The organism is Mesorhizobium sp. CNPSo 4661, assembly GCF_057784215.1.
This window is the reverse complement of sequence record NZ_JBWGIO010000027.1, coordinates 33808-55784: the sequence shown is the minus strand read 5'-3', so window position 1 is coordinate 55784 and position 21977 is coordinate 33808. Positions and strand designations below refer to the sequence as shown.

General features: G+C 64.3%; 18 protein-coding genes. 11 read left to right on the top strand and 7 right to left on the bottom strand.

The genetic code is table 11. From position 1 onward, the window contains the following. Positions 1–272: 272 nt before the first annotated feature. Complete coding sequence (locus AC0YKC_RS30045) at positions 273–1394, bottom strand: ABC transporter substrate-binding protein (protein ID WP_488513656.1); 1122 nt, start codon at positions 1392–1394, stop codon at positions 273–275. Between the two features lie 416 nt (positions 1395–1810). Continuing rightward, positions 1811–2077 carry an SEL1-like repeat protein gene (locus AC0YKC_RS30040; RefSeq protein WP_278077872.1) on the bottom strand — a complete coding sequence of 89 codons (267 nt, stop codon included), beginning with the start codon at positions 2075–2077 and terminating at the stop codon, positions 1811–1813. 179 nt (positions 2078–2256) lie between these two features. Between AC0YKC_RS30040 and AC0YKC_RS30035 the strand changes: the two genes are divergently transcribed. The 6 genes from AC0YKC_RS30035 (at position 2257) to AC0YKC_RS30010 (ending at position 6377) form a co-directional block, all read left to right on the top strand. Then, positions 2257–2502, top strand: a complete 246-nt coding sequence (locus AC0YKC_RS30035; protein ID WP_434721829.1) for a hypothetical protein — start codon at positions 2257–2259, stop codon at positions 2500–2502. A 13-nt stretch (positions 2503–2515) separates the two neighbouring features. Beyond that, positions 2516–2857: a DUF2147 domain-containing protein gene (locus tag AC0YKC_RS30030; RefSeq protein WP_140807574.1), complete on the top strand. Its 342-nt coding sequence runs from the start codon at positions 2516–2518 to the stop codon at positions 2855–2857. 197 nt (positions 2858–3054) lie between these two features. Then, positions 3055–3189, top strand: a complete 135-nt coding sequence (locus tag AC0YKC_RS30025) for a hypothetical protein (RefSeq protein ID WP_320294937.1) — start codon at positions 3055–3057, stop codon at positions 3187–3189. 65 nt (positions 3190–3254) lie between these two features. Continuing rightward, the gene (locus AC0YKC_RS30020; protein ID WP_320294936.1) at positions 3255–3449 is read left to right on the top strand and encodes a hypothetical protein; all 195 of its coding nucleotides are present in this window, start codon (positions 3255–3257) and stop codon (positions 3447–3449) included. A 337-nt stretch (positions 3450–3786) separates the two neighbouring features. Then, positions 3787–5244, top strand: coding sequence for an AMP nucleosidase (locus AC0YKC_RS30015; RefSeq protein ID WP_434721827.1), 1458 nt, complete (start codon positions 3787–3789; stop codon positions 5242–5244). A 128-nt stretch (positions 5245–5372) separates the two neighbouring features. After that, on the top strand, positions 5373–6377 hold the full coding sequence (locus AC0YKC_RS30010) for an endonuclease/exonuclease/phosphatase family protein (protein ID WP_434725684.1): 1005 nt from the start codon (positions 5373–5375) through the stop codon (positions 6375–6377). Between the two features lie 30 nt (positions 6378–6407). Here AC0YKC_RS30010 and AC0YKC_RS30005 read toward each other — a convergent pair whose 3' ends face one another. Both AC0YKC_RS30005 and AC0YKC_RS30000 read right to left on the bottom strand, forming a co-directional pair. Further along, a complete protein-coding gene (locus AC0YKC_RS30005; RefSeq protein WP_488513655.1) occupies positions 6408–7010 on the bottom strand; it encodes a DUF922 domain-containing protein in 603 nt (200 codons plus the stop codon). Between the two features lie 144 nt (positions 7011–7154). Next, on the bottom strand, positions 7155–8834 hold the full coding sequence (locus tag AC0YKC_RS30000; RefSeq protein ID WP_488513654.1) for an electron transfer flavoprotein-ubiquinone oxidoreductase: 1680 nt from the start codon (positions 8832–8834) through the stop codon (positions 7155–7157). Positions 8835–9084: 250 nt separating this feature from the next. On the opposite strand from AC0YKC_RS30000, the gene AC0YKC_RS29995 reads away from it, so the two are divergent. The 3 genes from AC0YKC_RS29995 to AC0YKC_RS29985 all read left to right on the top strand — a co-directional run bounded on the left by AC0YKC_RS29995 (position 9085) and on the right by AC0YKC_RS29985 (position 11599). Next, positions 9085–9723, top strand: coding sequence for a hypothetical protein (locus AC0YKC_RS29995; protein WP_320294932.1), 639 nt, complete (start codon positions 9085–9087; stop codon positions 9721–9723). A gap of 46 nt (positions 9724–9769) precedes the next feature. After that, positions 9770–10696: a uracil-DNA glycosylase gene (locus tag AC0YKC_RS29990; protein ID WP_488513653.1), complete on the top strand. Its 927-nt coding sequence runs from the start codon at positions 9770–9772 to the stop codon at positions 10694–10696. A gap of 90 nt (positions 10697–10786) precedes the next feature. Then, entirely contained in the window at positions 10787–11599 is an 813-nt protein-coding gene (locus tag AC0YKC_RS29985; protein ID WP_488513652.1) for a helix-turn-helix domain-containing protein, read from the top strand. A 212-nt stretch (positions 11600–11811) separates the two neighbouring features. Here AC0YKC_RS29985 and AC0YKC_RS29980 read toward each other — a convergent pair whose 3' ends face one another. Then, the gene (locus tag AC0YKC_RS29980; protein WP_320294929.1) at positions 11812–12759 is read right to left on the bottom strand and encodes a DMT family transporter; all 948 of its coding nucleotides are present in this window, start codon (positions 12757–12759) and stop codon (positions 11812–11814) included. 154 nt (positions 12760–12913) lie between these two features. On the opposite strand from AC0YKC_RS29980, the gene pepN reads away from it, so the two are divergent. Both pepN and AC0YKC_RS29970 read left to right on the top strand, forming a co-directional pair. Next, on the top strand, positions 12914–15559 hold the full coding sequence (gene pepN, locus AC0YKC_RS29975) for an aminopeptidase N (protein ID WP_488513651.1): 2646 nt from the start codon (positions 12914–12916) through the stop codon (positions 15557–15559). Between the two features lie 297 nt (positions 15560–15856). Continuing rightward, on the top strand, positions 15857–18178 hold the full coding sequence (locus AC0YKC_RS29970) for a PAS domain-containing sensor histidine kinase (protein WP_488513650.1): 2322 nt from the start codon (positions 15857–15859) through the stop codon (positions 18176–18178). Between the two features lie 279 nt (positions 18179–18457). Here AC0YKC_RS29970 and AC0YKC_RS29965 read toward each other — a convergent pair whose 3' ends face one another. Both AC0YKC_RS29965 and AC0YKC_RS29960 read right to left on the bottom strand, forming a co-directional pair. Beyond that, complete coding sequence (locus AC0YKC_RS29965; protein WP_488253812.1) at positions 18458–18634, bottom strand: exopolysaccharide production repressor protein; 177 nt, start codon at positions 18632–18634, stop codon at positions 18458–18460. Between the two features lie 311 nt (positions 18635–18945). Next, complete coding sequence (locus AC0YKC_RS29960; protein ID WP_488513649.1) at positions 18946–21921, bottom strand: bifunctional [glutamine synthetase] adenylyltransferase/[glutamine synthetase]-adenylyl-L-tyrosine phosphorylase; 2976 nt, start codon at positions 21919–21921, stop codon at positions 18946–18948. Between the last annotated feature and the right edge of the window lie 56 nt (positions 21922–21977).

The following is a 21977-nucleotide window of genomic DNA, read 5'->3' as shown; positions in this document are numbered from 1 at the left end:
AAGCACTGGCTCAGAAAGGCCGCAAGTCGCACGGTCGAAACCGTCTGCCAGGCGATCGGACAGATCCTCAACGGTGTCACACCGATCGAGTGCTCAAACTACTTCGCAAACTCTGGATATGACCGGTGGTAATCCCATCCCGCTCTAGCACCAAAGCGTCGGCGGGACAGAGGGGGGCGCCGTAGAGAGCCGACCCATACGCTCAAGCCCGCGCGCCAAAACGAAAATGGCCGGGACGAGCCCGGCCATCTTCATAAATTACCTAACCGAATTTACGGCTTGATCGGCGCGTATTTGCCGTCGTGCCACTGGTTGATGTCGTAGCTGGCGTTCTTCAGGTCGCCCTTCTCGTCGAAGATGACGTCGCCGACGACGGTGCTGATCGGCTTGCCGTCCTTGAGCGCCTCGGCGACCTTGGCCGGATCGTCCGTGCCGGCGCGCTTGACGCCCTCGGCGACAGCCTGGATCACGGCGTAGGAGAACAGCGTGAAGCCTTCCGGCGTGAAGCCGCCGGCCTTGATCTTGGCGACGGCGTCCTTCGCTTCGGGCTTAGCCTGCGGGTCCGACGGGAAGACGAACATGGTGCCTTCACCGGCCGGCCCGGCGACCTGCCAGAATTCCGGCGAGGCGATCGAGTCCGGCATGATCAGCTGGAACTTGACGTTCTGCTCGGCCGCCTGGCGCAGGATCAGGCCAGCCTCGGGATGGTAGCCGCCGAAATAGACGACGTCGGCCTTCAGTTCCTTCAGCTTGGTGACCAAGGCCGAATAGTCCTTCTCGCCGGCGTTGATGCCTTCATAATCGACTTCCTTCAGGCCGCCGGCATTCATCGTCGCCTTCACGGCATCGGCAACGCCCTGGCCGTAGGCGCTCTTGTCGTGCAGGACGACAACGTTCTTGCCGGCGTATTTCTTGGCGATCCACGGGCCGATGAAGGCGCCCTGCGCATCGTCGCGCGTGTAGAGGCGCATGATGGTCGGCCAGCCGGACTTGGCCGCGGCGTCGGTCAGCACCGGGTTGGACGATGCCGGGCTCATCATCAGCGTGCCGGCTTCGGCGTAGACGGCCGAGGCCGGAATGCTCGAGCCCGAGCAGGCATGGCCGTCGACGAACTTGACGCCGTTGGCGACGATGCGGTTGGCCACCGAGACCGCCTGCTTCGGATCGCACTGGTCATCCTCGATGTCGAGCTTGATCTGGGAGCCGTTGACGCCGCCGGCGGCATTGATCGCGTCGGCGGCAGCCTTCGCGCCCTGCTTGAACTGGTCACCGATGGTGGCGAGCTGGCCGGTCATCGGGCCGACCACCGAAATGGTGATGTCGTCGGCGAAGGCAACCGGGGCGCTCATCATCAGGCCAAATGCGGCCGCGCTCAAAATACCCAATTTTTTCATGACTATAAGAACTCCTCCACTTGCGCGCGCCGCTCCGGCCGCGCTTCTTCCACAGAGCCGGGACAATTTCACCCTTCGCCGAAACTGTCGAGAGCACAATGCGGAAGGTTTTGGTTCATTTAGGCGGGGATTTCTTGGGCCACACGGCCGATTACCAAGCGTAATGCAAAAAGCCGCGCCGACCTTGTTTCGGTCGGTCGCGGCTTTTGCAGTCGAGCTCTCCAGACGCCCCCGCGCCCGAAACCCGCTCGCTTCCCTGTATCTAGTGGACCATGATCTCATCCGAAAACCGGACCCACTTTTCGGGATCATGGTCGGCGCGGCTCTGGCTTGTTGGCCTGCCGCGTTCTTGGTCTTGTCTAACAGCCGTCTTGTTGCGGCCTTGTCCCCTGAACCCTTCGCACCGATCCTCAGGATCAGTGCATCGTCATCCATTCGCGCGCTTCGCGCAGCGCCTTGGCGATGTCAGCCTTCGACATCGTGGCCGACAGCTCGGAGCGCAGTTCGGCGGCGCGGGCCGAGCCCTTGATCGCGGCGATGTTGAACCATTTGTGGGCGGCAACGACATCGGTCTCGCAATCGCGGCCGGTCGCATACATCATGCCCAGTTCGAAAAGAATGTCGGCCTGGGCAGTTGCCCCCATGGCGCCGAAGCCGTCTTCGAGCATTTCAAAGCGTGCCATTTCAATCCCCTGTCTGGCTCCCGAGAGCCGCCTCCTTTTTCCCTTGGTGTCCCTCGGGGCGGGCTGCTCTTTCGATGCTTTCGAGGATGACGGCTGGCCTTGAATCCGTCGTTAAATGGCTTGCTTAATTTGAGGAAAACAAAGCTAAAACAAGAGGTAAACGCGGAAAATCGTTAAGCATGGGAATCCAGCGTTTCAGCCATTTTGCTTCAAATTCGATGAAAATTGCCGAGCCCGGAATCAAGACTTCGCTAACCACGGAAACCGAAGCGCTTTTCGAGTTTCGTTTATTCCGGGCCATGGCGGCCACGAAAATCCTTGCAACCTTCCGTCGCGGCACCGCTTTTGTTTTGGCGGGAGCTGGATTAGCTTTACCTTTGCGTAAGGGGCAGGAAGGCGGACCGGAGCCCGCCACGACCCCATAGGGAGGTGGACAAGATGTTTCGAAAGATGAGCTTGGCCCTGGCGGCCACCTTGATCATGGCGGGTGCCGCGTGGGCCGACCCGATTGAAGGCAGTTGGAAGACGCAATCGGGCGAGACGGCGACGATCGGCGGCGGCGGCTCATTCTCCATCACGCTCAAGACGGGCAAATATGCCGGCAAGACGATCGGCTCGCTGAAGGCGGCCGGCGACAACAAATATGCCGGCAACATCACCGACCCGGCCAACGACAAGACCTATTCCGGCAAGGCGACGCTTACGGGCACGACGCTCAAGATGAGCGGCTGCGTGCTCGGCGGCTTGATCTGCAAGAGCCAGACCTGGCACAAGCTCTGATCGCCAATTCCAGACCCATCCGAAACGGGGCCGAACGGCCCCGTTTTCTTTTGGAGCGGCTGCGCCCCCCGGAGCCGCGCTCTGGCATCGACACCTGTTCAAGACCTCGTCAATCAATTTGAACCGCAGATGAATACTGGTCTCAGAACCGGTTCAGAGGCATTCCGGCATTCTCTCCCGCATTAAAGGAGAGAGAAATGCTTGCCCGCCGCTTCACCATCGTCTGCCTGCTGATGAGCCTGTTCGGCATGTTCTTCGCCATCCTGGTGGCGGAGGCCGGTCACTCGACCCGCTCGTGGGAACGGCCGACGGCTTCATTCTCGGCTCCGTGAACCAAGTGAAGCGCTGAAACGACAAAGCTGAAAGCGACCAAGCTGAAATTCGGGACACCACCAAAATGAACCGCCTCACCACCACCGCAACGAAGACCCTGAGGCTGCTGCCGCGGGCGACGCTCATCCTGATGCTGCTCGCCGCCCCGGTGCTGGCCGTGCCGATGATGCGCGCCGGCACGGGCAACACGATCGAAGCGCCGCCGCAAAAGAACACCGGCTTAGGCTTCGTGTTGCTGATCAGCCTGCAGCGCGGGTAAGGTGTGCCGATATTCAGGTGATGCCGGTCTGCAAATGGCGGCTTCCTGCGCTTCCGGTGCTCACGTACGAAAAGTACGCTCCGCTCCGGCCTTCGCCGGCCGAAGCCCTCATAAGTGTCTCCGCTCTATGGAGGCTATGGCCGGCGTAGGCCGGTTCTCGGAACCCACCATTTTCAACGCGGCCTGACCTGAATCTCAACACACCTTGAATCTGAGCGACAAAAAATCTCGACCTAGATTGCCGTTCACCCCGCCGACCCCTCCCAACCGCTCTTCCAAATCTCTATATTGAGCCATGGAAAAGCGAATCTACCCCCAAGCCATCGAATCTGTCGTCATGCCGGAGCCCTTCGGCAAGCAGAGCTTCCACGACGCAAAAAGAGCCGTCGCGGCGCTGCAGGCGCTCTACGACCGCAACACCAAATTCCTGCGCGATTCCTTCGCCGCGCTTGCCGCGGGCGGCGACGAGAGCAAGCGCTACCGGGCCTTCTATCCGCAGATCGGCGTCACCACGACCTCATTCAGCCAGGTCGACTCGCGCCAGGCCTATGGCCATATGCCGACGCCGGGGCACTTCGCCACCACGATCACGCAGCCGCAACTGTTCGAGAACTATCTCATCGAGCAGTTGAGGCTCATCATGCGCAATCACGGCGTGACGGTGACGGTGGCGGAATCGACGACACCCATCCCGCTGCATTTCGCCTTCCTGGAAGGCACCTATGTCGACGGCGCAGACGCCGAGCGCATAAAGCGGCCGATCCGCGACCTGTTCGACGTGCCGGATCTCGACGGCACCGACGACCAGATCGCCAACGGCACTTTCGAGGTGGCGTTCGGCGAGCCAAGGCCGCTGGCGCCGTTCACCGCGCAGCGGATCGATTATTCGCTGCACCGCATGACGCATTACACGGCGACCAGCCCGCAGCACTTCCAGAACTTCGTGCTGTTCACCAACTACCAGTTCTACATCGACGAGTTCGTGGCGCGGGCCCGCGAGCTGATGGCCGCTGGCGACAGCGGTTATGTCGAGTTCGTCGAGCCCGGCAATGTCGTGACCCGCAACGGAGCAACGGCCTCCGAAGGCACACCGCCGCAGCGTCTGCCGCAGATGCCGGCCTACCACCTGAAGAAGCCCGGCCATGGCGGCATCACCATGGTCAATATCGGCGTCGGCCCTTCCAACGCCAAGACGATCACCGACCATATCGCAGTGCTTCGTCCGCATGCCTGGGTGATGCTCGGCCATTGCGCGGGCCTGCGCAACACGCAGGCGCTGGGCGACTACGTGCTGGCCCACGCCTATGTGCGCGAGGACCATGTGCTGGACGACGACCTGCCGGTCTGGGTGCCGATCCCGCCGCTGGCCGAAATCCAGGTGGCGCTGCAGGAAGCGGTCGCCGAAGTGACCGGGCTTTCCGGCTACGATCTCAAGCGCATCATGCGCACCGGCACCGTCGCCACCATCGACAACCGCAACTGGGAGCTGCGCGACCAGCGCGGACCGGTGCAGCGCCTGTCGCAGTCGCGCGCCATCGCGCTCGACATGGAATCGGCCACCATCGCCGCCAACGGCTTCCGCTTCCGCGTGCCTTACGGGACGCTGCTGTGCGTCTCCGACAAGCCGCTGCATGGCGAGCTGAAGCTGCCCGGCATGGCGACCGAGTTCTACAAGCGGCAGGTGGCGCAGCATCTCACCATCGGCATCAGGGCGATGGAGAAGCTGGCCGAAATGCCGATGGAGCGGCTGCATTCGCGCAAGCTCAGAAGCTTTTCCGAGACGGCGTTCCAGTAGGCGCGTACCGGCCAACCGCTGGCGAGGCAATCGGTCGTCTTGCTTGGGCCGCAATTTGGCCGATAAGCGGTCCGGATGGAAGGCTGGGGCGGTCGGAGCAAATGACAACGGGCGGTGCGCGCTTGAGCATGATGGCTCAGCTGACATTCCTTGCGATGATGGCATGCTCGGCCGCGCTGCTGGCCGGGTTCTTCGGCACGCTGCACCCGGCCTTCGATTCCTTCTCGCATTTCCGCATGCATCTGAGCCTGCTGACGGCCTTGCTCGCGCTGGTGCTGCTTGCCGGTTCCTACCGGCTGCAAGCCGTCGCGGCGCTGGTCTTCGCCATCGCCTGCTTCGCGACAACGACGAGCGCGCTGCCGAGATTGTCGACGCAGCAGGCAATCGCAAAGCCGGCCGACCGGATCACCTACAGCCTGCTTCAGATGAACCTGCGCTTCAACAACCCGACGCCGAAGAAGGTGCTGTCGCTGATCGGCCGGACCAACCCCGACGTCATCACGCTCGACGAAGTGTCCGGCATGTGGGCGAAGGAGCTTGGCTATATTGGCAGCGCTTATCCCTATCGCATCCTTTGCGACTATCCCAACGGCATATTCGGCGTCGCGCTGCTTTCGCGCCGTCCCTTCGCCGCCGGCACCGGACCGCGTTGCGAGCCGCGCGGCGCGATGGCGACCGCCACGATCGATTTCAACGGCGTTCCGGTCGACGTCGCAGCGATCCATCTGAGCTGGCCGTGGCCGAAGGAGCAGTACTGGCAGATCGGTGAACTGGCGGAACCGCTGGGCGCGCTCGGCGAAACCGCCATCATGGCCGGCGACTGCAACGCCGTGCCGTGGAGCGCGGCGGTGCGGCGGGTGGCGCGGCTCGGCGGCATGACGCTGATGCCGTCGGCCGGCCCGACCTGGATCCACCGCACGCTGCCTGATTTCCTGCGCCGTTACGCGGGCCTGCCGATCGACCAGGTGTTCAGCAAGGGTGGGGTGGCGATCCTCTCCTCGGCCCGGCTGGAGGATACCGGCTCCGACCATCTGCCCGTGCTGGTCGAATTCACGCTGCGGCCCGAGGCGCCCGATGACGAGCACAAGTCGGCGCTGGCGGCGAATGAAGGGCCCGGCAAGCCGCGAGGCTGACGCCCGCCTGGCAGGCGAGCGGGCTGGAGTTCAGTTCCTCCCCATCAGCGCATGGGCCATCCGGTCGACATGGCCGCCGTCGCGATGCTCACGCGCGTCGAAGGCGTTCTGCTTGGCCTCATATTGCACATAGACGGCGTCGATCCGGCGCCTGGCCTCGCGATGGGTGGCGCTGCAGAACCAATTGTCGGCAAGCGCGAGGCCGGCAATGGACTTGTCGGTGGCGCGCATCATGGCCTTGGCGATGCGGCCATGGTGGTGCTCGTGAGCATGGACACCGGCGAGGAAGCGCCGCCAGCGCCGCTCGAGCCTAGCTGTCGGCGGCGAAGCCAGACGGGGAAAAGTGTAGGTGAGTTCCATCGTTCCGTCGGCGCCCCGCAACCTGCAGACGCCGTCGTCGCGATGCACGTCCAAGTTCCAGTTCACCACATAGCTGGTGTCGGCGATGGCGCGGGTCATAAAGCCGTGCTTGGGACCTTTGCTGTTCATCGCCTCGACCAGGGCAGCCCCCGTCGCGCCGGCGATGTCATAGCTGCGCGTCGTGACCAGCACCTTGGTGCCGGCCACGGCCTCCGGTGCGATGCCGCACAGCCCGCCGAGCATGACGAGGCATGTAAGAACCGCCAGGCGCATGGCCCATTTGCTCCCTATCCGCAAAGAAGGAACTATAAGCCGGGTGCAATTTCAAGCTTGAGCGCTTGAAACGCCGTTACGGGCCGGCCGGAACCGCGGGACGTTGCCGAACAGCGGTCGAGACGGCGCTGCCGGCAGCGCGGCTCACATGCCCTGATAGACCGGTCCCTCGCCACCCTGCGGCGGCACCCAGTTGATGTTCTGGTTCGGATCCTTGATGTCGCAGGTCTTGCAGTGCACGCAGTTCTGCGCGTTGATGACGAAGCGCACGTCTTTGGCCGACGGGTCGGCTGCGGCTTTGCCGTCCTTGTCCACCCACTCATAGACGCCGGCCGGGCAGTAGCGGGTCGAAGGACCGGCGAAGACATCGTGTTCGGAGCGCTGCTGCAGCGCCATGTCGCCGACGATCAGATGGGTCGGCTCGTTTTCCTCATGGTTGGTGTTGGACAAAAACACCGAGGACAGCCGGTCGAAGGTCAGCACGCCATCCGGCTTCGGATAGGCGATCTTCTGATGCTCGGAGGCTGGCTCGAGCGTCGCGTAGTCGGCCTTGCCGTGCTTCAGCGTGCCGAAGGGCGAGAAGGCGAACAGCGTGTTCAGCCACATGTCGAGGCCGCCGATGCCGACGCCGACGATGGTGCCGAAGCGCGACCAGAGCGGCTTGACGTTGCGGACCTTCTTCAGGTCCTTGCCGATGTCGGTGCCGCGCCAGGCGTCTTCATAGGAAGCGAGCTCGTCATTGGCGCGGCCGCCGGCGATCGCCTCGGCCACATGCTCGGCCGCCAGCATGCCGGACAGCACCGCATTATGCGAACCCTTGATGCGCGGAACGTTGACGAAGCCCGCCGCACAGCCCATCAGCACGCCGCCCGGGAAGGACAGCTTCGGCACCGACTGCCAGCCACCCTCGGTGATGGCGCGCGCGCCATAGCCGATGCGCTTGGCACCCTGGAAGGTGCCGGCGATCGCCGGATGGGTCTTGAAGCGCTGGAACTCCTCGAAGGGCGACAGATAGGGGTTCTTGTAGTTGAGGTGGACGACGAAGCCGACCGCCACCTGGTTGTCTTCCAGATGGTAGAGGAAGGAGCCGCCGCCGGTCTTCATGTCGAGCGGCCAGCCGAAGGAATGCTGCACGAGGCCCGGCTTGTGGTTCTCGGGCTTGACCTGCCAAAGTTCCTTGAGGCCGATGCCATATTTGCCGGGTTCGCGGCCTTCGGAGAGTTTGTATTTGGCGATGAGCTGCTTGGCTAAAGAGCCGCGTGCGCCCTCGCCGATCAGCACATATTTGCCCATCAGCGCCATGCCCGGAGCGTAGGCCGCGCCATGCGTGCCGTCCTTCTCGACGCCCATGTCGCCGGTGATGACGCCGGTGACGGCGCCGGCCTCGTTGTAGACGAGGCTTGCCGCCGCGAAACCCGGATAGATCTCGACGCCCAGCGCCTCGGCCTTGGTCGCCAGCCAGCGGCAGACATTGCCGAGCGAGACGATGTAGTTGCCGTGATTGTTCATCAGCGGCGGCATCAGGAAGTTCGGCAGGCGGAAAGAGCCGGCGGGGCCAAGCACCAGGAAATGATCGTCGGTGACCGGGGTCTTGAACGGGTGATCGCCCTCCTCGCGCCAGCCTGGCAGCAGTCGGTCGATGCCGATCGGATCGACAACCGCGCCGGACAGGATATGCGCGCCGACCTCGCCGCCCTTCTCCAGGACGACCACGGAAAGATCGGCGTTGAGCTGCTTCAGACGGATAGCCGCGGCAAGGCCGGCGGGACCTGCGCCGACGATCACCACGTCGAATTCCATGCTCTCGCGTTCGATTTCGCTCATCGACCCCTCTATAGCTTGCCGCATTCTCGCATTGTGCTGGCTCATGCGCTGCATAGCGCATCAATTCGCGACGCGAAACCGGCGTGGACGTGACAACGCCGATTTCGACAAAAAGTCGCGGTTTTCCCTACGAAAAGGCTGCCGCGCAGGCCATGGCCAAGCATAGGCCAGCGCCATTTGGTTGGAAGGCCAGGCGGTAACGCATGTTTTTAATTGTTCGGCGGCTTGGTTATCGGCAATACTTCAAGCCATGCGCAGTCCAGAGCCGTCCGGCTTTCCATCGAAGCGCTTACTCTTCACGCCAGGCTTGGCCTGGCGCGCGGTTCTTCCGCTCCTCTTTTTGACCGCGCAGGCGCAGGCGGATCCGGTGAAGGTCTGGACCACCGGCGCCTATTCCTTCTCCGACGAGTTGGGCGGCTTCCGCATCACAGGCGCTTCCGGCATCGGCACCAAGGAAGACCCGCTGATCATCAAGGAGGAGCTGAACACAGCGACCCCGGTGACGCTGACGATCCGCGCGACCAAGCCGATCGAGCCGTTCGGCAAGGCAGGCGAGGTCGCCAACGGCGTGATGTACATGCGCATCGACGTGCTCAACAACAGCGCCCTGCCCTGGGTGGAGTTCCAGTTCGAGCTGCAGGAAATCCTCGACCAGCCAAGCGTGTTCGGCGATGGCCTGTCCTTCGATCAGCGCAACAAGACGCCGGACAACATCTGGTCGAGCAACTTCGCCGATTTCGAACGTAAGTTCGAACCTTACGACCAGCTTCTGTTCAGGAACGGCAAGGTCGACCCGCTGAAGACGGCGACGTTCGATTTCCTGATCACCGACTACACGCCGCGCTGGACGTTTTACATCGTGCAGGATCCGCGCATACCGACGGGATGATCTGATCGCGGTTGCAAATCGGCGCCGCGCGGACGATGGTGGCGCCATGACTGCCGCCTCCCCCCGCACACCATTCGAGATCGCCGAACTGCTTGCCTTCTATTCCAGCGCCGGCGTCGACGAGGCGCTTGAAGACGCGCCGATCAACCGGTTTGCCGAAGCGGCGGCGAAGTCGGCTGAACGCAGGCCCGCCGAGCGGACGCCAGCCGCGCCGCGCCGCGAAGCCAGGCCCGAGAGCCGAACGACACCCGAGCGGGCTCCGGAACCAGCTAAGACACCCAACCCGCCGGCGCCCTTATCCGGCCTCGACGCGAGCAATATTCCAGACGCACCGGCACGCGTGCCGGCCGCCGCCGTCCCCGACGAGGCACAGGCGGCCGCGGCGCGGCAACTTGCGGCCCGCGCGACGACGCTCGATGAGTTGCGCCAGCACATGGCCGCCTTCGACGGCTGCAACCTCAAATTCACCGCCAAGAACCTGGTCTTTGCCGACGGCAATCCGAACGCCGACCTGATGCTGGTCGGCGAAGCGCCGGGCCGCGACGAGGACCTCGAAGGCCTGCCCTTTGTCGGCCGCTCCGGCCGACTGCTCGACCGCATGCTGGCGGCGATCGGCCTCGACCGCAACTCGGCCTATATCGCCAATGTCATTCCGTGGCGGCCGCCGGGCAACCGCACGCCGACGCCGCACGAGACCGAAATCTGCCGGCCCTTCATCGAAAGGCAGATCGAGCTGGTCAATCCAAAAGTGCTGGTCAATCTCGGCGGCCCATCGGCCAAGACGCTGCTCAACACGACCGAGGGGATCCTGCGCCTGCGCGGCAATTGGCGGGCGCACACGACCGCTTCGGGGATCGCCATTCCGGCGATGCCGACACTGCACCCGGCGTATCTGCTCAGGACACCGGCGCACAAAAAGCTGGCGTGGCGGGATTTTCTCGAGGTGAAGGCGAAGCTGAGGGGGTTGGCGTGAGCGCTCTTCCCTTCTCCTCTTGCGGGAGAAGGTGGAGCTATAACCTCCCAGGTAATTGAATTACTCCCCTCGCCGCCCTACTCATCCCCCATGACCACATCCGACATTTCCGCCGGCAGCCTGATCCGCGAATGGCGTACGCGGCGGCGCATGAGCCAGCTCGACCTTGCCATGGAAGCAGACATCTCGCAGCGGCATCTCTCCTTCGTCGAAAGCGGCCGCGCCCAGCCGTCGCGCGACATGGTGCTGCATCTGGCCGAGCAACTGGCGATTCCGCTCCGCCAGCGCAACCAGCTCCTGCTCGCAGCGGGCTTCGCGCCGAGCTACAGCGAGAAGCCGCTCACCGATGCAACGCTGGCGCCGGCGCTCGCCGCGGTCGAGACCGTGCTCAAGGGCCACGAACCCTTTCCGGCGCTGGCGGTGGACCGGCACTGGAACCTCGTTTCTGCGAACACCGCGATTGCGCCGTTCCTCGCCGACATCTCCGAAGCGTCGCTGCTCGCGCCGCCTGTCAACGTGCTCAGGCTCAGCCTCCATCCGGGCGGCGTTGCGCCGCGCATCGTCAACCTGGCGGAGTGGCGCGCACATCTGCTGGAGCGGCTGAAGCACCAGAACGACGCCACCGGCGACCCGGTGCTGATCGAGCTGGAGCGCGAGCTGCGCACCTACCCGTCCGGGCTGAAGAACAGCCGGCCGTCGCCGGTCGAACCGAGCGGCATCGTGCATCCGCTCAACCTCGCGCATGGCGATCAGGTGCTGTCCTTCATCAGCACCATCACCGTGTTCGGCACGCCGCTCGATGTCACGCTGTCCGAGCTGGCGATCGAATCTTTTTTCCCGGCCGACGAGCAGACGCGGACGGTTCTGGTGCGGTTGGCGAAAGAGCGGGGCGCTAACCAGTAGCCTCGGCGGGACAGCACCCCCCTCTGTCCTGCCGGACATCTCCCCCGCAAGGGGGGAGATTGGCAGCTTCCGCGCCTCGCACATCTTTGCACCGTTGGTGTTTGGCGAAGGCAGTGGCGACATCCGATCTCCCCCCTTGCGGGGGAGATGGCCGGCAGGCCAGAGGGGGGTGTGCCGGAACTCGGCCTTCGAGGTTTTCTTTTGGAAACAGATCACCCCTGCGGCGGCGCGGCCGTCCGGGTGCGCGTGCGCTCCAGGCCCAGTTGCCGCTCGCGCCAGATGATGAAGATGCCGGCGGCGACCACGATCATGCCGCCGACGAGGGTGTTGAGCGACGTCACGTCGCCGAACACCAGATAGCCGACGACGACGCCGAGGATCATCGAGGTGTATTCGAAAGGCGCCACGACCGAGGCTTCGGCATGGCGGTAGGCCGCCGTCATCAGGATCTGGCCGAGCCCGCCGCAGAAGCCGGCGAAGACAAGCAGCGCGGCCTGCATCGGCGTCAGCGCCTGCCAGCCGAAGGGCAGCGTGAAGAGCGACAGCACGGACGCCGTCGAGGAGAACCACAGCACGATGGTCGCCGTCTTCTCCGTCTGCACGAGATTGCGCACCAGAAGCATGGCGACGGCCGAGATGGCCGCGGCGATGAGCGCGGCCATGACGCCCAGCACCTCCTGGTCGTCGAGGCCCTCGCCGGAGTTGAGCAGAGTCAGCTCGGGCCAGGAGATGATCAGCACGCCGGCAAGGCCGACCGCGACCGCGCTCCAGCGATAGATGCGGATCGTCTCGCCGAGGAAGATCGAGGAGAAAACCACGACCAGCAGCGGCTGGGCGTAGTTCAGCGTGATCGCCTCCGGCAGCGGCAACCTGGTCAGCGCGAAGAAGCCGAGCCCCATGGCGCCGACGCCGACCACGCCGCGCGCGATGTGGTTGAACGGCCGCTTCGTGGTGAATGCGGTGGCGAGCTCTCTCTTGAAGGCCAGGAAGGCGATGATCGGGAAGATGGCGAAGAAGGAGCGGAAGAAGACGATCTGCCCCGCGGGCACGTCGCCGGCCACCTTGATGCAGGTCTGCATGCCAACGAAGACCGTCACCGAGACGATCTTCAGCGCGATGCCGCGCAGCGTGTCGTGGCCGACGGCGTGATCGACGGTCATCTTGCCTCGTGTTGATGGTCGGAAAACGAAGCCGCAAATGAGGCCTCTGCGCAGTTTTGTCGAGTGGCCGTTTCGTGTAAAGAGCGCGCACCTCAAAATTCTTGGACCAGCCAGACTGGCTGTCCGCCCTCAATCGACAGGAAAAGTCCAAGGAATGCGCACCGATACCGGCCATGTCTTCAAGCTCGAAGACTACCGCCCCAGCGACTATCTCATCCCCACGACCAGCCTGGACTTCCGCCTGTCGCCGGACGCGACCCATGTCACAGCGCTGCTTACCATCGAACGGCGCGAGGGCGTCGCCGCCTCGGCGCCGCTGGTGCTCGACGGCGACGGGCTGACGCTGCTCGGCGTGGCGATAGACGGGCGAGCGCTCGCGGCTGGCGACTACGAGGCGACACCGGACAAGTTGACGATCCTGAAGCCCCCGGCGGCGGCGCGCTTCGAGCTTCGCCTGGAGACGGAGATCGCACCTTCGCGCAATGAGGCGCTGATGGGACTCTACCGTTCCAACAATGTCTATTGCACGCAATGCGAGGCCGAGGGCTTTCGCCGCATCACCTATTTCCTCGACCGTCCGGATATCCTGTCGGTCTACACCGTGCGCGTCGAGGCAACGCACAACGAGGCTCCGTTGCTGCTTTCAAACGGCAATCCCGTCGAACGCGGCGCGCTCGCCAATGGCCGGCACTATGCGATCTGGCACGACCCTTTCCCCAAACCCTCCTACCTCTTCGCTCTGGTGGCCGGCGCGCTGGGTAAGGTGGCGGGCAGCTTCACCACGATGTCCGGCCGCGAGGTCGAGCTCGGCATCTATGTGGAGCCAGGCAAGGAGCGGCTCGCCGGCTATGCGATGGATGCGCTGAAGCGCTCGATGAAATGGGACGAGGAAGCCTTCGGCCGCGAATACGACCTCGACGTCTTCAACATCGTGGCCGTGTCCGACTTCAACATGGGCGCGATGGAGAACAAGGGCCTCAACGTCTTCAACGACAAATATGTGCTGGCCGACGAGGAGACCGCGACGGATGCCGACTTCGCCAATATCGAGGCGATCATCGCGCATGAATATTTCCACAATTGGACTGGCAACAGAATCACTTGCCGCGACTGGTTCCAGCTCTGCCTGAAGGAAGGGCTGACAGTTTACCGAGACCACGAGTTCTCCGCCGACCAGCGCTCGCGGGCGGTGAAGCGCATCGCCGAGGTGCGCACGCTGCGCGCGCACCAGTTCCCGGAAGACCAGGGGCCGCTGGCGCATCCGGTCAGGCCGCGGCGCTACCGCGAGATCAACAACTTCTACACGGCGACCGTCTACGAGAAGGGTTCGGAAGTGGTGCGCATGATCCGCACCATTCTCGGGCCGGAGACCTTCCGCGCTGGCATGGACCTCTATTTCGAGCGGCATGACGGCGAGGCAGCGACGATTGAGGATTTCCTCAAAGTGTTCGAGGATGTCTCGGGACGCGACCTGGCGCAATTCGCGCTCTGGTACCATCAGGCTGGCACGCCGAACCTGACGGTGAGCTCCGCGCACAATGCGGCGGCCAAGGAGTTCACGCTGGAGATCGAGCAGTCGGTTCCGCCGACGCCGTCGGAAAGCCGCAAGCGGCTGATGCATATTCCCCTTGCGTTCGGACTTGTCGGCGCCGACGGCAAGCCTGTCGCTTGGGACTCGGTCGAGGGCGCGGCAGTGGACGACGGCGTCATCCATATCCGCAAGCGGCGGCACACGGTGCGCTTCTCCGGCGTTTCGCAACGGCCTTCGGTGTCGCTCAATCGCGGCTTCTCGGCGCCGATCACGCTTTCCGTGCAGCAGAAAGCAGACGACCAGTTCTTCCTCGCGGCGCATGACAGCGACGCCTTCTCGCGCTGGCAGGCGTTCAACACGCTCTTGACCGACGCGCTGATTGCCGCCTTCCGCCAGATCCTCGGCGGCAAGGAGCCGGTCTTCGCAGCACGGCTCGGCGAGCTTGCCGGCAGGATCGCCGGCGACGAGGCGCTCGAGCCGGCCTACCGGGCGCTCGCGCTGGCGCTGCCGGGCGAAGCCGACATTGCCCGCGACATCGGCAGGGGCATCGACCCCGACGCCATATTCGCCGCGCGCGAAGCGTTGGCGCGGACGATCGCCGAGGCAAACCGCGAGACCTTCGCGACGCTCTATGAGAGGCTTGCCGACAGGGGTTCGTTCAGCCCGGACGCGGCGAGCGCCGGACGCAGGGCGCTGCGCAACACCTTGCTCGACTATCTTTCCCTGCTGCCGGGCGGTGCCACCCTCGCCGCGCGGCATTTCAATACCGCCACCAACATGACCGACCGCGCCGCGGCGCTTGCCGTGCTGGCGCATCGCCATTCTGGCACGGCCGAGGCGGAAGAGGCGCTGGCCGCCTTCGAGGCCCGCTATCGCGGCGACGCGCTGGTGCTCGACAAATGGTTCCAGATCCAGGCCGGCGTGCCCGGCTCGAAGACCGTCGTGAAGGTGCGCGAGCTCATGCGGCATCCGGCTTTCTCGATCGCCAACCCGAACCGGGTGCGTTCGCTGATCGGCACCTTCTCCAGCGCCAACCAGACCGGCTTCCACCGCCCCGACGGCGAAGCCTACCGCCTGTTCGCCGAGACGGTGCTGGAGGTCGAGAAGCGTAACCCTCAAGTGGCGGCACGGCTTGCGACGGCGCTGCGGTCCTGGCGCTCGCTGGAGCCCGGGCGGCAAGCCAAAGCCAGGCAGGCGCTGCTCGATATGGCCAAGGCCGAGAACCTGTCGGCGGATCTGCGCGACATCGTGGAACGGACGCTGGCCTAGGGCGCTCTTCCTTCTCCCCTTGTGGGAGAAGGTGTCGCCGCAGGCGACGGATGAGGGGTGCTCCAGGGAAAGCCAGCGTCTCACTCCGCTGGAACACCCCTCATCCGTCTCGGCGCTGGCGCGCCGATCCACCTTTCCCACAAGGGGAGAAGGGAAAAAGAGCAAATTTCAATCAACTTTTAATCTTTTTCGACCGCGCCACTGGACAAGGCGAATCAGCTTTGATTCTTTAATGGCGATTCGGGCGTGCGGCGTAACCGGATCATCCAGTATACGGCAGATCGGGGAGTGCCATTTATGGCCAAGGCGGACGCGTGGGGCGCGCCCGGAGGGAAGGCTTTTGCGCGGCGCAAGGCAAGGAGCGATGGACTTGCCGGCAATACGCGCCTCATCGCCGAACCCACTTATCAGCGGCTCCTGGCCGCCGAGCCGCTGCTGCGCCGGTCGATCCCGGCGCTGATCGTCATTTTCCTGATCGTCATCGCGGCATTGCGCTTCCTGTCGCTGATGAACGAGCATGACGAGATAGAGCGCGACGCCAAGGCGGTGCTGGCGCTGGCCACCGGCCAGATGGCGCAGGCAATCACCGCGGACCCCAGCGCTGCCGGCGCCAATGCCGTAAGCCTCCTGGAAAACACCAGCCGCCAGGGCGCCATGAGCCGCGCCCATGTGCTGGCCATCACCGACGCCAACTTCAAGGTCATCGCCGTCTCGCCGCTGTCGACGGGCTGGCAGGGTCGCACGCTGGACAGTCTGGTGCTCGGCGGCCAGCCGCTGTTCATGTTCGGCGACCGCGCCGGCGTGATGGACGTCAGCATCGCCGGACAGGATTGGTTCGCGGCCGTCAGCCTCAGCGGCGACCGCAAACATGCAGCCGCCGTGCTGGTACCGCAGGAAGCGGTGTTCGACAGCTGGCGCAAGTCGATGTCGCTCAACGTCACGCTGTTCGTGCTGACGGCGGGCGTGCTGATCGTCATCCTCTACGCCTATTTCGGCCAGGCCGCGCGCGCCCAGGCGGCGGACCGCATCTATCTCGAAGCGCATCAGCGCATCGACATGGCGCTGGTGCGCGGCCGCTGCGGCTTGTGGGACTGGGACATGGTGCGCGGCAAGATGTACTGGTCGCGCTCGATGTACGACATGCTGGGCTACGAGCCCTGCGATGCGATGCTCTCCTTCGGCGAGGTCGACGAGATCATCCACCCGGAAGACGGCGACCTGTTCGAGCTTGCCAACCGCATCGTCGAACGCGAGATAGACCATATCGACCAGGTCTTTCGCATGCGCCATGCCGATGGGCAGTGGGTGTGGATGCGCGCCCGCGCCCAGGTGATCGACCCGGAGGCGCCGGAGATCCAGCTGATCGGCATCGCCGTCGACGTCACCGAGCAGCGGCACCTGGCGCTGCGCTCGGAAGCGGCCGACATGCGGCTCAGGACCGCGATCGAGAACATCAACGAATCCTTCGTGCTGTGGGACGCCGCCGAGCGGCTGATCATGTGCAATTCGAAGTTCCAGAAGGACAACGGGCTGTCGGACCGCGACGTCGTGCCGGGCATCGTTCGCGACGCGGTGGAGGAGCGGATGCTGGCCTTCGCTTCGGAGCGCAGGCTCGCCAATGCCAACGGGCCACATGGCGGCATTACCCTCGAGCGCCAGCTTGCCGACGGCCGCTGGCTGCAGGTGAACGAGCTTAGGACCCGCGACGGCGGCATCGTCTCGGTCGGCTCCGACATCACCCAGATCAAGCTGCATCAGGAAAAGCTGGTCGACAGCGAGCGCCGGCTGATGGCGACGATCCACGATCTCAGCCTTGCGCGGCGCGCCGAAGAGGAACGCGCCAGCGAACTGGTCGAGCTCAACCGCAAATACATGAAGGAAACCGAGCGCGCCGAGGCGGCCAATCGCGCCAAGTCGGAATTCCTCGCCAACATGTCGCATGAACTGCGCACGCCGCTCAACGCCATCATCGGCTTTTCCGAGCTGATGCAGCAGGGCCTGTTCGGACCGCTCGGCTCGGAGCGCTACGAGGAATATGCAACCGACATCAACGGCAGCGGCAAATATTTGCTCGGCGTCATCAACGACATACTCGACATGTCGAAGATCGAAGCCGGCCAGTTCTCGCTCGACCGCGAGGAGATCGACCTCTGCCCGCTCATCAAGGAGACGGTGCGGGTGATCTCGCTGCAGGCGGCGGAAAAGTCGATCAATGTCGAGACGCGCATCGCCGATACCATGCGGCTCTACGCCGACCGCCGCGCGATCAAGCAGATCGCCATCAACCTGCTCTCCAACGCGGTGAAGTTCACCGGACAGGGCGGCAAGATCACGGTCAGGGCGCGCAACACGTCGGGCGCCCTGCTGCTCACCATCGAGGACAATGGCTGCGGCATTCCCAAGCAGGCGCTGAGCAAGCTCGGCCGGCCGTTCGAGCAGGTGCAGAACCAGTTCTCCAAGAACCACACCGGTTCGGGCCTCGGGCTCGCCATCTCGCGCTCACTGGCCGAGCTGCAGGGCGGCGCGCTGAAGATCCGCTCGACCGAAGGCGTCGGCACCATCGTTTCGGTGCGCATTCCGCTGAAGAAAGCACCGCCTACGGTGAAGGCGGCGGCCTAAAGCACGTCGCGTCGGAACGGCCTCATGCGGCGCGCTTTAGGTTGTTGTTTTTACGCATGTCGTTGTCCCAAAACCGCTGCGCACTTTTGGGCGACATGCATTAGGTTAGAGCGGTTCACCGGCGGGCCAGCGCCCGCCGTGCCGCCCAAAACACGAGAAAACGTCCGCTCCCGGGTTCTATCGCAAATTTGCTAATATTACGATTGACTCAGCCGGCTTGCCGCCGCGCCGGTCAGGCTCGGCGGTCGACCGAACTCACCCCAACGAACTGTCGGGCCGCTAAACTGAGCCAGTGGGGTTTAGATCGTTTACGGCTGCCGACGCCGGGCTTGCCTCGGCGCCTTTCGATGGCCGTCTATAGACCAAGCCGACGACGAGACCGAAATATCCGACCTGCAGAATGACCATGGCCAGCATTGCCCACCCGAGCGCCGTCCAGACGGAACCAGTTTCCATGTCAGCCCAGATCGCCACCATGAATGACGCTGCGAACATGCCTACCAAGAATTTCCGAAGATCCATAGTTGCCCAGCGCCCCCAGGTTTTGGCCATTTGGGGGGCTTTCAAGTCAGCCGTTAAAAGAACCCGCCGCTCCATTTGCGAAGCGGCGAGGCCCCCCTTCGTCGGGGTGATGATTGACCCCGGCATTGCTGACCGTGCAATTGCGGTGCCAGACCCATTGACCCATTACGGGACACCTCTGCCAATGGCGCAAGACCGGATCGCCGATTAATATTAACTGTGGCTAATGTGCCACCCGGGGAATCTCATGGCGACGATGCGGTTGGTGTCGACGCTCCCGCACGAAGCAGACGGTCGAAATCTCTCCTGACCTTCCGCGACGTCTCCTTGAGATGCGCTTCCAGCACAGCGAAGTCCGGCAGGTCGGTGACCGCCAGAAGCAGGTCCGAAAGCCCCGGCGGGACATCGTCGCGCTGGAACTCGCCGGTAAGGCAAAGCCTGATCATCTGGGTCAGCGCCAGATAGAGCCTGTAAGCTTCGCCAAGCTCTTCGCGGATATCGCCCCCCGCGAAACCGGAGACTAGTCGCGCCAGAATGTCCGCCGTCGCCGTCACCCGGCGGCCGGGCTCGACATTGCCGGTGATGACCGCGACCTGGGCGATGAATTCGAGATCGATGAGCCCGCCGGGGAGCAGCTTGATGTCCCAGAGGTCGCGCGGCGGCTTCTCCTTCTCGATCAGCGCGCGCATGTCCGAGGCCTCGGCTTTCACCTTGGCGGCATCGCGCGGCTGCGCCAGAACCGCCGCCACTTCGGTCTCGAGTTCGGCGCAAAGCTCGACGTCGCCGCCGATGGCGCGGGCGCGTGCCAGCGCCATGTGCTCCCAGGTCCAGGCGTCCTGGCGCTGATATTTCTTGAACGCGTCGATATGGGTGGCGACCGGCCCCTTGTTGCCGGAAGGACGTAGGCGCAGGTCCAGCTCATAGAGCACGCCTTCGGCGGTCGGCGCCGAGACGGCGGCGATCAGGCGCTGCGTCATGCGGGTGTAGTAGTGCGAAGGCGCCAGCGGTTTGTCGCCGTCGGAGTCCTCGGCATCGCCGTCATGATCGTAGAGCAGGATGAGATCGACATCGGAACCCGCGGTGAGCTCGCGGCTGCCGAGCTTGCCCATGCCGAGCAGGGCCACCCTGCCGCCCCCGATCCTGCCATGGCGCAGCGCGAATTCGGCGATCACCGCGTTAAGCGCGGCCTCGATGGTCAGATCGGCGAGATCGGAGAAAGCGCGGCCGGCGCGCGCGGGATCGATCGAGCCGGCAAGCAGGCGCACGCCGATCAGAAATTTCTGCTCGGAGGCAAAGATGCGCAGGCGGTCGAGCACATCCTCATAGGCGCGGTCGCCCTCGATGAAAGCGGCAAGCCGCGCCGAAAGATAGGCGCGGTCCGGCAGTTCGGTGAGCAGCGCCGGGTCGAGCAGGCCGTCGAAGACGTGCGGGCGTCGGGTAATGATGGCCGCCAGCCGTGGCGCCGCGCCCATGACGGTCGCCATCAGCTTGAGCAGCGCCGGATTCGATTGCAGCAGCGAGAAAAGCTGGATGCCGGCCGGCAGCCCGGCGAGGAACTCGTCGAAGCGCATCAATGCCTCGTCGGCGCGCCGCGTCTGGCCGAAGGCCTTCAACAGCGCCGGAGTCAGCTCGGTCAGCCGCTCACGCGCCTCCGCCGACTGGGTGACGCGATAGCGGCCAAAATGCCAGCCGCGAATGACGCGGCAGATGTCACTCGGCCGCTGGAAGCCCAGGCTATGCAGTGTCTGCAGCGTATCGGGATCGTCGACATCGCCGGTGAAGACCAGATTGCCGACGCCGGCCGAGAGTTCGGGAGCGGTTTCAAACAGCGCCGCATAGTGGCGCTCGACCTGCTGCAGCGAAGCGCGGAACGCCGCCGTGAATTCCGCCTCGCCGGCAAATCCCAGCATCAGCGCGATGCGTTTGAGCTCCTCGTCGCTGTCCGGCAGGATGTGCGTCTGCTCGTCGGCCACCATCTGGATGGCGTGCTCGACACGGCGCAGAAACCAGTATTGCCCGGTGAGCGCATCGCGCGCATCAGCTGTGATCCAGCCGCGGGCGGCGAGCGCTGCGAGCATCGGCACGGTCTCGCGGCCGCGCAGCTCCGGGAAGCGGCCGCCGGCGATGAGCTGCTGGGTCTGGACGAAGAACTCGATCTCGCGGATGCCACCGCGGCCGAGCTTGACGTTGTGGCCCTTCACCGCGATCTCGCCATGGCCCTTATGAGCATGGATCTGGCGCTTGATCGAATGGACGTCGGCGATCGCCGCATAGTCCATGTATTTGCGCCAGACATAGGGCTGCAATTCCTTGAGGAAGGCGGCGCCCGCGGCAAGGTCGCCGGCAACCGGCCGCGCCTTTATCATGGCCGCGCGCTCCCAGTTCTGGCCGCGCGCCTCGTAATAGCGAAGCGCGGCCTCGACGGGGATCGCCAGCGGCGTCGAGCCCGGATCGGGGCGAAGCCTCAGATCGGTGCGAAAGACATAGCCATGCTCGGTGCGGTCCTGCAGGATGCGCACGAGACGGCGGGTGAGCCGAGAGAACAGCTCGGTCGCGTCGAGCGGATCGAGGACGGCCGGCGCCTCCGGATCGAAGAAGACGACGAGGTCGATATCGGAGGAAAAATTCAGCTCATGCGCGCCGAGCTTGCCCATGCCGAGCAGGATCCAGCCAGAATCTCTTGCCGGTTCCGCCGGACGCGGCAGCTTGAGCTTGCCTTGCCGGTTCGCGTCGAGCAGCAGGAAATCGACGGCGGCGCATGTGCAGGCGTCGGCAAGATCGCTGAGCCGGCGCACCGTCGCGGAAGCCTCCGCCTCGCCCGACAGATCGGCCAGCGCGATCAGGAAATGCGCTTCGGTCTTCCATTGCCTGAGCGCCATCATCAGGCTCCCTTCCGGAGCGTCTTCCGCCTTGGCCGCGCCGCCGATCGCCACGCCGATGGCATCGAGCCGCGCTTCGATCGTTTGATCGAACAGCGTGTCGAGGATCGCCGGCCGGCGACGGGCGACATCGCGCAGGAAGGGCGAGAGGTCGAAGACGGCCGCCAGTAAATCTTGCAGCGGCCCCTCGCCCGCCAGGAATGCAGCGAGGCGGGAAAATCCTTCTTCCTCGGCGGCATCGGCGATTTCCGACAATTCGCGCCGGGCGTGCTTCGCGCCCAGGGGGCGGAGCGCCAGTGTCGGGCTAAGCCGGAATTCGGATTCGATTTTCTTCTTCGCCATTTATCCGCGCCATCAAGGCATGTCTCCCGAAAGTGGGCCCGGTTTCGGGACAAAGA